At 64.4% G+C, this 12,001-nt stretch carries 8 protein-coding genes and 1 pseudogene; 4 read left to right on the top strand and 5 right to left on the bottom strand.

What is annotated here, in order from left to right:
- The first annotated feature begins 6 nt into the window (after nucleotides 1–6).
- A complete protein-coding gene (locus ACQGNJ_RS01410; RefSeq protein ID WP_426687442.1) occupies nucleotides 7–1,476 on the top strand; it encodes a cytochrome-c peroxidase in 1,470 nt (489 codons plus the stop codon).
- A 596-nt stretch (nucleotides 1,477–2,072) separates the two neighbouring features.
- Here ACQGNJ_RS01410 and ACQGNJ_RS01405 read toward each other — a convergent pair.
- Genes ACQGNJ_RS01405 through ACQGNJ_RS01385 form a run of 5 tightly spaced genes read right to left on the bottom strand, consistent with a single transcriptional unit; the run spans nucleotide 2,073 to nucleotide 8,972 of the window.
- Nucleotides 2,073–2,945 (bottom strand): hypothetical protein, encoded by an 873-nt coding sequence (locus ACQGNJ_RS01405; protein ID WP_426687441.1) that lies wholly within the window; start codon nucleotides 2,943–2,945, stop codon nucleotides 2,073–2,075.
- Between the two features lie 12 nt (nucleotides 2,946–2,957).
- Nucleotides 2,958–3,437 carry a poly-beta-1,6-N-acetyl-D-glucosamine biosynthesis protein PgaD gene (gene pgaD / locus ACQGNJ_RS01400; RefSeq protein WP_426687440.1) on the bottom strand — a complete coding sequence of 160 codons (480 nt, stop codon included), beginning with the start codon at nucleotides 3,435–3,437 and terminating at the stop codon, nucleotides 2,958–2,960.
- Complete coding sequence (gene pgaC, locus ACQGNJ_RS01395; protein WP_426687439.1) at nucleotides 3,434–4,726, bottom strand: poly-beta-1,6-N-acetyl-D-glucosamine synthase; 1,293 nt, start codon at nucleotides 4,724–4,726, stop codon at nucleotides 3,434–3,436. The genes pgaD and pgaC overlap by 4 nt, the downstream gene beginning before the upstream one ends.
- A gap of 8 nt (nucleotides 4,727–4,734) precedes the next feature.
- Nucleotides 4,735–6,846, bottom strand: a complete 2,112-nt coding sequence (gene pgaB / locus ACQGNJ_RS01390) for a poly-beta-1,6-N-acetyl-D-glucosamine N-deacetylase PgaB (protein ID WP_426687438.1) — start codon at nucleotides 6,844–6,846, stop codon at nucleotides 4,735–4,737.
- The gene (locus ACQGNJ_RS01385; protein WP_426687437.1) at nucleotides 6,846–8,972 is read right to left on the bottom strand and encodes a PgaA family protein; all 2,127 of its coding nucleotides are present in this window, start codon (nucleotides 8,970–8,972) and stop codon (nucleotides 6,846–6,848) included. Before ACQGNJ_RS01385 ends, pgaB begins: the two co-directional genes overlap by 1 nt.
- Before the next feature lie 683 nt (nucleotides 8,973–9,655).
- Here ACQGNJ_RS01385 and ACQGNJ_RS01380 point away from each other — a divergent pair.
- From ACQGNJ_RS01380 to ACQGNJ_RS01370, 3 genes and pseudogenes are all read left to right on the top strand, one after another.
- Nucleotides 9,656–10,441 (top strand): DUF4019 domain-containing protein, encoded by a 786-nt coding sequence (locus ACQGNJ_RS01380; protein ID WP_426687436.1) that lies wholly within the window; start codon nucleotides 9,656–9,658, stop codon nucleotides 10,439–10,441.
- 340 nt (nucleotides 10,442–10,781) lie between these two features.
- Complete coding sequence (locus tag ACQGNJ_RS01375) at nucleotides 10,782–11,516, top strand: transposase (protein ID WP_426687435.1); 735 nt, start codon at nucleotides 10,782–10,784, stop codon at nucleotides 11,514–11,516.
- A gap of 24 nt (nucleotides 11,517–11,540) precedes the next feature.
- Nucleotides 11,541–11,831: pseudogene (locus ACQGNJ_RS01370) on the top strand (AHH domain-containing protein); the annotation flags it as partial.
- Nucleotides 11,832–12,001: the final 170 nt, after the last annotated feature.

Raw genomic sequence — 12,001 nt, 5'->3', positions numbered from 1 at the left:
ATCAGCATGGCTTTTTTCCGAACCAGCTACGCCGCCGTGCATGGCGCGCTCGCCGTCCGCCGTTTCCATCCGGCCTCCAGACGCTGGTTCGGCGGGTTGGCGTGTCTTGCTGCCATGGCCAGCTCCGGGTGCGCGCTGGCATGGCTGAACCAGGCACAGGCCTCGCCGGCGGCGTTCGGCGCGGTGGCCGGTGGCATCAATCCGCACCCGGTCGACTTGCGAGTGCCGCCGGATCGCCCGTTGAGCGCAGTAGCGAAGCTCGGGCAGCGCATGTTCTTCGATCCTGCATTGTCGGCATCGGGCCGGCAATCCTGCGCCTCGTGCCATGACCCCGCGCACGGCTACAACCCGCCGAATGGGCAGACGCTGCAGCCGGGCGGCGCGCACATGGGGCAGCGGGGTTTTCGCCCGCCGCTGTCACTGGCCTATCTGTACCGGCAGCAGCCTTTCAGCATCGGGCCGGACGCGGGCGAGGTCGAAGCACCGGTCAACCTCGACGCCCTGGCCCGCGCCGCCGGCCAGACGGCGCGCGCGCAGAAATCGGCCGGCGCTCCGCCGGCAAGCGTGCCGATGGTGCCGATGGGCGGACTGTTCTGGGACGGCCGCGCCGCATCGTTCCAGCGCCAGGCGCTGATGCCGATGCTCAATCCGGTCGAGATGGCCAACAGCAGCATCGGGCAGGTCGCCAACAAACTGGCCGCCAGCCCGTACCACGCACAGTTCCGGCAATTGTTCGGCGAGGACATCCTCAAGCAGCCCGACCGATTGGTCGCCGAGGCAATGTTCGCGATCAGCCGCTTCGAAACGGAGGACGTGTCGTTCCATCCCTTCTCCAGCAAGTACGACGCATGGCTGCAGGGCAAAGCGCGCCTGAGCGCGGCGGAAGCGCGCGGCCTGGACGTGTTCAACGATCCGCAAAAAGGCAATTGCGCCGCCTGTCACCTGAGCACGGTCGCGTCCGACCGGCTGCCGCCGCTGTTCACCGACACCCAGTACGAAGCACTGGGCGTACCACGCAATCCCGCGCTGCCGATGAACGGCGATCCGCACTTCCACGACCTTGGCCTGTGCGGCCCGTTCCGCACGGACCTGGCCAGGCAGACCCGGTACTGCGGCATGTTCATCACGCCGACCTTGCGCAACGTGGATCGTCGCCAGGTGTTCTTCCACAACGGCGTCTACCACACGCTCAAGCAGGTGCTGGACTTCTACAACCTGCGCGCCGTGGCGCCGGAGAAGGTCTATCCGCGCAACGCCGACGGCACGCTGGCGCTGTACGACGACCTGCCTGCAGCCTACCGCGCCAACCTGGACACGACCGATGCCCCGTTCGATCGCCACGTCGGCGACAGTCCGGCGCTGACCGACCAGGACATCCGCGACATCATCACCTTCCTGCACACGCTGGACGACGGCTACTCCGCGACGGAAGCAAAGACCTCGACCGCTTCCCGGCCAACGCAACGGGTGCCATAGAAGGACGGCGAAATCAAAGCACGGAAGTCGAGCCCTACCCGACAGGATCACGCAGCACCTTCCCCGCGCCTCACCCTCATCCCCGAGACCACTTCGCTGTCAGAAATTGTCCCGGACACCTTTCCCCCCCTGTTCTCCCTAATCAGGTTTATTCATGCACACCCGCCGCTGCGCATGCCGCCTTTGCAAGTGCGCCTGTGTCGGTTTCACGCTGGCAGGCAATACCGAACCCTGGTCGGGCCTGGGCTACGCCTACGCCATGGCCGGCGAACGGGATATGGCGCGGGACGTGCTCGACAAGCTGCGCGCGGTGTCGACGACCATCTATGTCGCGCCCCACAACGTCGTCGTGATCCACGCCGGCCTTGGGCGACATGGGCGACAAGGAGGCGGCCTTCGCCGCGCAGGAACAGGCCTTCACCGAACGCTCCTATCTGCTGGCCGGATACTTCAATACCGACGAACGACTTGCCAGCCTCAGGTCCGATCCGCGCTTCGACGCGCTGCGACGCCGGATGGATTTGCCAAAGCTGGATAACCGAGCGCAGGCGCACAGACTGCTTTCCGCAACGCACCCCCGACACGACTTGGGCGTTTCATTGGCGCGGAAGCGAAAGAAGGTGAGTCCGCACCAGCCCTGCAGCTTCCGACACGTTCAATCCGCTGAAATCCTCCTGGGTCGAAAGCGACCTGAGCAGGGCAAACAGGTTGCCTGCATTGTTCAACCAGGGCACGCCTTCCGCATAATCATCCGGCATGCCTGTCGGGGGCCGGTCGCATTCGACGCTCAGATTGATCCAGACGATCACCTGCGATTCGCCGACCAGGAGTGCGTCGAGGGCGCGGTTTCCGGTGATCCGCGGCGTCCGCTTCGCTGCCTCGCAGGGAACGCGCTGCGGCTGGAATCCTGCCAACTGTCGCCGCTGGTGTTTGGCTCGACTTACCATGTTCGTAGTGAGCGCCAGCGTGCAGTCCCCGATGTCGAGCACGGATTCTTCCATGCCGTTTTCCGGCTTGGTCAACACGATGAAGTTCCAGCCGGCACCTTGGGCGAAGATGCGTCGCAGCAGGCTCTTGTAGGTTTGCGTTCCGCCCGGCCCTCCCATGATCAGGAAGGTGATGTTGTCCTGCGTGGCAAGCCTGCTGATGGCGTCGCTGGCATGGGCGAGACCCTGCTCGATCATGCTGCTGTTGACGTGGTTGAAATACGCCCAGTGCCCGGTGGAACCGGTTTTCTGGAACGCCACGATGACCGTGCAGCCGGTCTGCCCCCAGGTGGACAGATAGCCCGAGGGCGCTTCCCCGCCGTAATCCATGTCGACGATCCGCAGGCTCTCCGCCGCCACGTTCACCGGGCCACGTCGGTTGCCATCGATCAGGCTCAACCAGGTATCGGCATCCGACGGACCGAGCTGCAGCTTGGTGACTTTTCGCGACGTGTCCGGGGTATCCAGCAGGTAGCCGCACATGAGGAGGTTTCCTTATGCGATTGGGGAGGGCGGGTCGATCCGGATGATGGCTCCGGTTTCATCATGATGCACGCGAACCACCTGCAACGTTCGCAGCACACCGATCTGATCCGCCTGCAGACCGAAATACGCGGCCGTCTCGCTGGCGGTGACCGCATCCGGGGTGGCGCGACGATCCTTGCCGCGAAAGCGCAGCAGGTTGTAGGTTGCCCAGAGCAGAAAGGCGATGCCGACGGCCACGATGATGGCGCCATAGATCAGAAACACATGAGCCGAGTTGGCCGGGCTTTTCAGCAGATAGTCGTCGAAGCGGTGGACGCCGAAAGCCCAGACAACAAGCGTCAACAGCGGCACGAACAGATACAGCCAGACGAGCCACGCCACCACGGATATGCCCGCGTAAAGATGCCTGCGCCGCACGCTCTGCAGATCAGGGCGATAGATGATCTTCGGCAGCCGGATGCGCTGGCCGGCGCTCTTGTTCGATGTCATGGGAGTTCCCCGTCTGCAGGGCGCAGACCGCGATCGGGACTGGTCCAGCGCGCACGGCGTCCGCGTCGACTCAGCAAGGTCCTGGGCAATGCCACCACCACGGTCAGCATGGACAACATCCAGTACAGCAGCGGATACCAGATCACCCAGAAATAATTTCCCCAGAAGCGCTTGCGCTCGTAGCGCCGGTCAACCCACAGGCTCACCAGAAACTGCATGAGGCACGTGCATCCGAGCACCAGGCCGTTCCAGGTCGGCAGCAATGTGTTGACTCGCCATGGCGCAGGCACGTCCACCACCAGGCCCGCAAAGAAAAGCACGAAGATGAGCAGCATCACGTACGCCCAGACCACGCTGGTGAAGTACTCCAGCGCCACCCCCCAGAACCGCCGGTTGCGCCATGTGGACAGGTTGCGCCCGTAACGCATCAGCACTTCCACCCCGCCCTGCGCCCAGCGCAGTCGCTGGGTCCACAGGCCCTTCAGCGTTTCGGGCATGTAGATGTAGCAAAGCGCGCGCGGCTCGTAGCGCACGTCCCAGTGGTCCAGCTGCAGGCGCCAGGAGACGTCGATGTCCTCGGTAATCATGTCCTCGTTCCAGTAGCCGATGCGCTGCAGCGCGGCGCGGCGAAAGGCAACGATCACGCCGGAGACGGTGAAGATGCGTCCATAGGTGCGCTGGGCACGCTTGATCAATCCGATGATGCAGGAGAACTCGCCCACCTGGACCCGACCCAGCAGCGTGGAGCGGTTGAGAATGCGCGGATTGCCGGTAACGGCGCCCACGCGCGGCCCGTCGGCAAAATGCTGCATGGCCCACGCCGCCGCATGCGGGTGCAGCAGCGCGTCGCCGTCGATGCACAGCAGAAACTCGTGTCGTGCCGCCGCCGCACCGGTGCGCAGCGCCACCGCCTTGCCCTGGTTCTGGTCCAGGTGCACCACGCGCAGACGGCTATCGTGTCGCGCCAGCTCATCGAGGATCGCGCCGGTCTGATCGGCACTGCCGTCATCGATCGCCACGACCTCGAACTGCGGGTAGGTGGAGGCAAGCGCGTAGGCCACCGTATCGCGCACGTGTTCCTGCTCGTTGAAGAACGGGATGAGAAGGCTGCACGGCGGTGGATCGCTCGACGGCGGCAGTTCCTCGACCAGACCCTGGCCGCGCCGCTCGTGCCGGAAATAGAACCACAGCCCGCCGATGATCCATATCCAGGCCATGAAAAGCGGGTAATAGAACGCGAAGCCGAAGATCAGGTTGCGTGCATCGAGTGCCGTCAGATGTGTTGCCAAGGTGTGCATCACTTGGGTTCCCCGTTGGGTGGGTGGTTGCCATAGGGGAAGGTCTCCAGGCTGATTCCGCTGAAGGTGGGTCCGAATGCCGGCCGGTCATGCAGAAAGTCGTCCGGGTAATAGGCCAGGTTGAGCGCGCCCACGCCGATCAGCTCGTGCATCCAGCTTTCCAGCGTGCCTGCCGGTATCCACTGGCCGTTGTTCCAGTTCCTTGGCTGCAGTTCGAACACGGTCTTTTGCAGGCCGTTCGGATAGGCGCCCACCTTGCCGGCCAGCTGGCGCAACCACAGGTCGGGCGCCGTCCGGGTGCCATCCAGATACGGCATGGCCATCAACGCCACTTCGTCGTAATTCTGCAGAAACGGCCCCAGTGCCTGAGCAAAACGATCCTCGGCTGCTGGATCCATCACCACGCGGGCGTACAGGTTTCGCGCGATCCCGAACGAGTTGCTCTGGTTGCGGTATTGGCGCACCTGCGCCACCGCCACCTTGCCGAAATCGATCAACGCCTGGGTCTTCTGCCTGGCGCTCAGCCGGCAGTCTTTCAGCGGCTGACCGGTGCCCGGCCAGCGCGCCTCGGCGCTGCAGCTGCTTGCGTCTTCGTCAGCGGCAAGATACGCGTCGTCGCTGATCAGGATGCCGTTGATGCCGGTGGCATTCCTGGCCAGATCGCGATAAATGCCGCTGACAAGGTCCACGCTGCGGGGCAGGAACGGGCTGAGCCGGCGATCGTCATGCGTCGAGGGCAGCGCCTTTCCATCCCGCATGACCTTGACCGCCAGCTGTCGCGCCAGCGCCTTGTCGGGCGGGTCGAAAGCCAGCAGTGGCAGCCACGCATACACCCTGACCCCGGCGCGGGTTCTCAGCTGCCAGGACACGCGGTTGAACAGATCCGCCCGCATGGGCAGATAGTCATTGGGAAAGTACAACGCCGATGCCGTGCCGTCGCCGTCCGGGTCGGCATATGCCTGCAGGTACACCGTACCCACATGCATCGCCTTGATGCGATCCAGCAACTTGCCGAGATTCACTTCGGTCTGTGCCGGGCTGGGGTCGTAGACATAGTCCAGATCCACCTGCACCGCGCGACGCGCTTCAGCCGGCGGCACCACCGCTTCGGCAATCCTGGCCTCGATGGTCGCCGGGTCGGCATCGCCGGAGACCAGGAACCGGCCCAGGCTGTCGATCCGGGTTGGCGAAGACAGCTGCCGATCCTGCAGGCCAAACGAATGGACCAAGCCCAGCGACTGCGCAATGGCTTCCGCTTCGCGATTCATCGCCCCATAGGGCCACACCACGATCGTGGTGCGGATCCCGGCATTGCGCTGGATGGACACGATGCTGCGCTGCAGATCGTCGCGGATGCGGGCGCGATACATGGCATCGGTTTCGTAGGTGCCGGTTTTCGCGTCGTACAGACGGGTGATCGCCGCAGGCTCCAGGTTGCCTTGCGGATTGGCGGGGATGCCGTGATGCAGATCATCGGTATGGGTGGCGAATTCGGCCAGCCCCGAAGCATGCATCTCGCGCACCTGCGCCCAGGACACGAAGCCCGAGGTGGCCAGTTCCTGGCCGTTGTAGAACACCTTGCCCGGCTCGCGACGATTGGGCGAGGCCACGGCCAGCGCCTGGTCGGTCTGCTGCAGCGGTGAAATCGCTTCACCCTGGCCAGGCAACGTGCTGGCCGAATGCACGCGGTCGATCCAGCCGGTTTCCAGCGCGAACAGCGCCGGGTAATGGTTCGCGCGCAGCAGCGGGTAGACGTGGGTGTAGATGTTCTCCAGGCCATCGTCGAAAGTCAGCAGGACGGCATTGGCCGGCAGCGGCGCACCGCCGTCGTGTGCCTGCTCGATGCGCTTCATGGAGACCGGATGCCAGCCGTTCCGGTACATCCAGTCGAACCACTGCGCCAGCCGTTTCGTGCTGATGGCGTAGGAATCGGGCGTGGCAGCCAGCTCCTGCTCGCTGAGCACGGCATGGAAATTGAGCGTCACGAAATCGCCGTGCGGCATCTGCAGCACCGGCGCCGTTGCACCAGCCGGCAACGGTGCCGAAGCCGCTGCGCACAAGGGCGACAGCAGTGCCAGCAGGAGGATGAAAAAAGCCTGCAACCGTGTCATCAGAACACCCCCGAAAAGCCGACGGTGCCGAATACCCGGTGCTCGCGCGAGCCGTCGTAGACATGGCTGCCCCAGCCCACGCCGTAGTTGAGCGACCAGGTGCGCGACAGTTGCCAACTATTGCCGTACTGGACACCGAAGCCGGCACGGCTGCCGTGTTTCGACTCCCAGTCCGACGAGCCGCTGACAATGAAGCTCTGGGTGAGCGACTGCTGGTAGCGACGCCAGGTGATCCACTGGTGTTCCAGCTGCAGACCTTGCGAACGCTGGCTGGACGGATTGAAATAATCCCCGCCCGGCCGGCTGTTGTGGGTGTTGTCCAGGATCAGCGAGAGATCGGTGAGATGGTGGCTGCTGGCCTGGACGCGCTGGGTGAAGCCGGCTGAAAGCGACACCCGCCGATTGCCGTCGCTGATGTCCAGCACGTTGGCATCCAGATAGGCCGAGCGCGATTCGCTGGCACGCCAGGTCACCTGCGTATCCAGCAGCCGCCCGCGCAGGCCGGCGCGCTCGGCACGCAGCGGGGTCTGTGTCGAATAGGTATCGGCTTTGGCCTGGTAGTACCAGTGGTCACCGAGCCACTGCGACCAGCCCAGCTGCAAGCCGACGTGGCGGCCGCTGAGCCGGTCGTTGCTCAGCTGGGCCGTCAGGTCCTTGCGATCCCAGCGGCGTTCGGCACCGATGCCCACGCGGTTGTAGCTGCCGCTGCCTTCGGGGTAGTCCGACCAGCGATAGTCCTGGCCGGCAAAGGCACGCCAGCCGTCCGCACTCCAGGGCGAATTGACCTGGGTGAGCAACTGCCGGTCGCGATTGCCCTGTATCTGGTTGCCACCGCGGCTGCGGCCGGTGGTGAAATCGCTGCTGATGGAGGCGTGGTCCCGATCGCCAAGCTCGGCGTTGCTTTCGACGATTTGCGCATTGTCCGGAAACAGCGCCGCCAGCGGCACGATGGTTTGGCGCCACAGCGCTACGTCGCCGGCATCGCGGGCGTTGTCAGCCACGTTCAGGCGCGTCTCCATCGCCAGCGGCGCGTAGGCTGCCGCACGGTCGGTGATGCGCCGCGACGCCTGTGGCCAACCGCGCCAGCGCAGCATGGTGGCGTAGGTGTTCAGCAGCCCGGCGTTGGATGGCGCCCGGTCGGCCAGGTTCTTCGCCCTGGCCTGAGCCGTCGCGGGCTGCTGCCGGTACGCTGCGTCCATCGCCCATGTCTGGTCCACGTCGATGCGCTCCCAGTTGGGTTGCCGCTCGGCGCGCGCTCCGGCCGGATAGATCCACACCGGGGTCACCCGATGGATGTCGTTCAACACCGTGCCGGCGGCGGCGTAATCCTCGCCATCGATCAGTGCGTAGTAGAGCTCGATGAAAATTTCCACGTCGCTGCCCGGATCGGCGCGGACGATGCCCCGATAGAGCCGGGCCGCCGCCAGCGGATGGTGCAGCGAGTTCTCCGCGCCCGCCGCAGCGCGCAACACGTGCCGCGGCACCGGCGCGGGGAAAAGCTGCAAGTCATGCCAGGCATCCACGGCGGCCTGATGGCGCCCCAGCGCCTGCAGCACCTGCACGCGATTGCCCTGCGTGCGCAAGTACGCCGGGCTGCCCCGCGGGAAGCTCGCCAGATCCGCATCCAGCTGGGCCAATACCGTTTTCAGGGGCTGGTTTCGATCGGCATACAGAAAGCGCTGCTCCAGCCGATCGCGGGTTGCCAGCGCCTGTCGGATATCGTCGGCGGTTCGGTCCGCACGCAAGCGCTGCAGGTCCTCGCTCTTGAACAACGCGGCGTTCTGCATGGCCAGCGCATAAGCACGATGGGCCTGCGTCAGGTTGGACAGCGTGGATACCTCGGTCTGGATCGCCTGCACGTTGTCTGGCGCAAAGGCGCGCACCCGCAGGCTCAGCTCCAGTGCCGCCGTGAGATTGCCCTGCTCGCGCAGGCGCTCGGCCAGTCCGGCCAGGTCGTCGGCGTTGACGTGGCCGTGGCTGCTGCGCATGCCGACGCCGTACGCCGATGCCGGAGCATCGGGTGGCGGCATGACGAAGTGCCCGGTCGGCGAACCCGCCAATGCCGCGGTCGCGGTGAGTGCCGCCATGGTGCCGGCGACCCACGTCGCGCGTCCGGCCGCCCGCACGGACGGGTTCCTGCAGGACGGCATGTTTTCAGGGTATCGATTCGGTCGCATGTGATCTTCTGGCAGGAGTGGAGGCCGGGCAGCTTCCGCTGGCCGGGCCAATGTCATGGCGCACGATCGCCCAAGCGCCGAAGGCGCTTGCGGCCCCGTTCGAGGCCATTTGCTGTGGGTGGGGGAAACGCGAAGCGAGAAACGCTGGATCAAGCGTGCAGTGCCCGAACCTCCCCATCGCCATGACCTGGCCAGCGATGCGTTCAACGGAGACTTCAGGACTTCAATTCCGTGAACTGTGTCACATGATTTGTGAAGCTTTCCGTAGTGCTGACCACCATCGTGCCCGCCGGAACCGCGTCATCGGCAGATCGGCACCGATACGGTCGCATGGTGGTGAAGATCCGCTGCAAGGGAGATGGTCGCCGTTGCCGATGGAGGCTCGCGACCGGCTCGCTGTCCGCAGGCATCGGCAACGGGAATGCGCTTGCGCCAAGGAAGCGCGTCCATGCGGTGGCCAAGAACATGCGCGGGCAGCGGCCGGGTTCGCGTCAGCCGGAAAAAGCCACCCGAGACCCGCCGGATTACCCGAGGCTGGAGCGGAGCCAGCTCACCCTGACCCTTTGTTCAACTGGCAAAGTGTTAGCCTGCCAATGGCTCGCGCATTGGTGCATGCCCGAAAGGAACTCGCAATGCTTGCCCGTCTCTGCCTCAGTGTCCTTCTCGCGTTGCCCGCACTTGCATTTGGCAGTTCCGGTCAGGCCATCCGAGTGCAGCTACGGTCCGCAGGCCATTACGAGCTCAGCGCCACATTCGTTGGCACCACCGATGCGAAGGCTGCTCAGCGACTACTGGCGCCAGAGGCGGCGAAACGCTGCGGCAAGCAGTCGTACTCGCTGGGCCATTACACGTTTTCGTCGTCGTCGCCCGTGAGCCCAGGCGGCAGCGAAGCAGAGCCGCAGGTCACCATCGTCCAGCAGGTCATCTGCGGCGACTCTGAATCGACGGACCAGAATCGGCCCCGACAGAACGCAGGTTGGCGACCCACCGCGGCCGACCAGGAGACCGTCCGGGCGCGCACCCTCGCCTACCTGCAGGACAAGGATCGAGGCGACTTCAAGCGTGCGCTGGCGATGGTGGCAGAGCCGACGCGGGACATGATGGCCAACTCTCGGTGGCAGGACTCGCGACGCACGTTCAACGCAGCCGCAGGTCCCGTCCAAAGCCGCGAGGTCATCAGCATCAGTTGGTACGACCACCCGCCAGAGGCACCGCCAGGCTGGTACGCGACCGCCGACTATGCCGCCAACTACGCAAGCTCCGCCTTCTATTGCGGCTACGTAGTCTGGCTCCGGCGACCCGACGGTAGTTTCGCCATGGTCCGCGAGGATGAAGGAAAACTATCCCCGTCCGAAGCGGCCGCCATCCCCCCGGAACGCATGGCCAACGTGCGAGCCCAGTTGGGCTGCAAACATTGACCAAACAATGATGTCAGGGAGAGTTGATCGTTCTGCCAGACGCAAAAAAGGTGTCGGAAATTGTCCCTGACACCTTTTTTGGAAGCGCATCCACCACGCCAAGCTGGGTCTGCTGGAACTGGAATTTTCGGCCTTCTCGGTTGACGGCAGGCCGGAGTTGGCGATGGCCGTCTACAACCCGGCGAACCAGGACGTGGCCACCCGCATTCGCGGATATCTTGCGAAGTGACTACTGCGCCAACGACGGGAGTTTCGCTGGGGAACCGAACGGGGTCAGGTTCACTTCCGACAAGCGCGGGGGGCTGAAACCGACAAGGTACCGTGACCGTCGATGCTATCGGTGAGCCGCGCCCACCGCGATCCTCAGGCAATGGCCAGACAACCACGACTCGACTTGCCCGGTATTCCTCAACATGTCGTCCAGCGCGGCAATAACCGTCTGCCATGCTTTCTGGATGATGCCGATCGGCGACGTTACCTGACGCTACTGCGCGAAGCGTTGCTCGACACCGGCTGCAAACTGCACGCCTACGTGCTCATGGACAATCATGTCCACCTGCTGACCACGCCGCCAGAGATAGGGGCCGTTGCTCGCCTCATGCAAAAGCTCGGACGCGGCTACGTCGGCCAGTTCAATGCTCGCCATCGGCGCACCGGAACATTGTGGGAAGGCCGCTACAAGGCCAGCCTGGTCGACAGTGAAAGCTATGTGCTGCACTGCCATCGCTACATCGAACTCAACCCCATCCGCGCGCGCATGACCGATGACGCGACGACATTCCCGTGGTCGAGCTGCGCAAGCCATTGTGGCATTCGCCAGGAGGCCATTCTCACGCCGCATTCGGAATACACCACGCTGGCGGATACACCTGAAGCGCGCGCCGAGGCGTACCGCCAGCTACTCCACGAAACCCTGTCCGACGACGACCTGACAGCCATCCGAACCTACCTCCAGCAACAACGGGCTTTGGGCCGCGATGACTTCCGCGCGATGGTTGAAGCAAAAGCCCGACGCTTCGCCGGTGTCAGACCCGCACATCGCCCGCCTCACAGCAATTCAAACGAGCGTAAGTGAACCTGACCCCGTTTTGTTCTTCACCACATTGTCGCGCTCAATGACGATCGCGCTGCACTCTCGCGTCGGCGCCTTTTTGGCTGGCTCATTGCTATCAACGATGCCGACAATGGAGTGTTTCTGCCGCGCTACAAGTCCCGGCCGTTGTCCACCCACCCTCAAGCGCCACACCACGGGAGCAAGTTGCATACTCCCGTGTATCACGCCGCCGTCTACGCAAGGCTGCGCGGCGTGGATGCCAACGATCCGGCGGCAGGTAGACAGCGCCTTCGCTCCATCAGCCAACAGCTGCTCGTCGACACCTTCCCACGCTGAGAGGACAACGGATGACCATCTGGGAACTGAGGTGCGCGGCGCCCAACGACTTCGCCATGTTGGTGCCTATCGATCGCGACGACCTCGAAGAGGACGTATTCGACGCTGCGGGCGCACCCAAGCAATGGCTCGACCGGCCCCGGGTCGCATTTCATGTGGAGAAGCGCCGC

Origin of the sequence: Rhodanobacter ginsengiterrae (genome assembly GCF_050026815.1) — a bacterium.
Classification (GTDB): domain Bacteria; phylum Pseudomonadota; class Gammaproteobacteria; order Xanthomonadales; family Rhodanobacteraceae; genus Rhodanobacter; species Rhodanobacter ginsengiterrae.
This window is presented reverse-complemented; position numbering and strand designations above follow the sequence as displayed.

What these genes read in the sequence shown, in the direction of transcription:
- pgaD (WP_426687440.1), bottom strand. Translation starts at nt 3,437, where the DNA reads ATGACATCGAACAAGAGCGCCGGCCAGCGCATCCGGCTGCCGAAGATC.
- ACQGNJ_RS01410 (WP_426687442.1), top strand. Translation starts at nt 7, where the DNA reads ATGGCTTTTTTCCGAACCAGCTACGCCGCCGTGCATGGCGCGCTCGCC.
- ACQGNJ_RS01405 (WP_426687441.1), bottom strand. Translation starts at nt 2,945, where the DNA reads ATGTGCGGCTACCTGCTGGATACCCCGGACACGTCGCGAAAAGTCACC.
- pgaB (WP_426687438.1), bottom strand. Translation starts at nt 6,846, where the DNA reads ATGACACGGTTGCAGGCTTTTTTCATCCTCCTGCTGGCACTGCTGTCG.
- ACQGNJ_RS01380 (WP_426687436.1), top strand. Translation starts at nt 9,656, where the DNA reads ATGCTTGCCCGTCTCTGCCTCAGTGTCCTTCTCGCGTTGCCCGCACTT.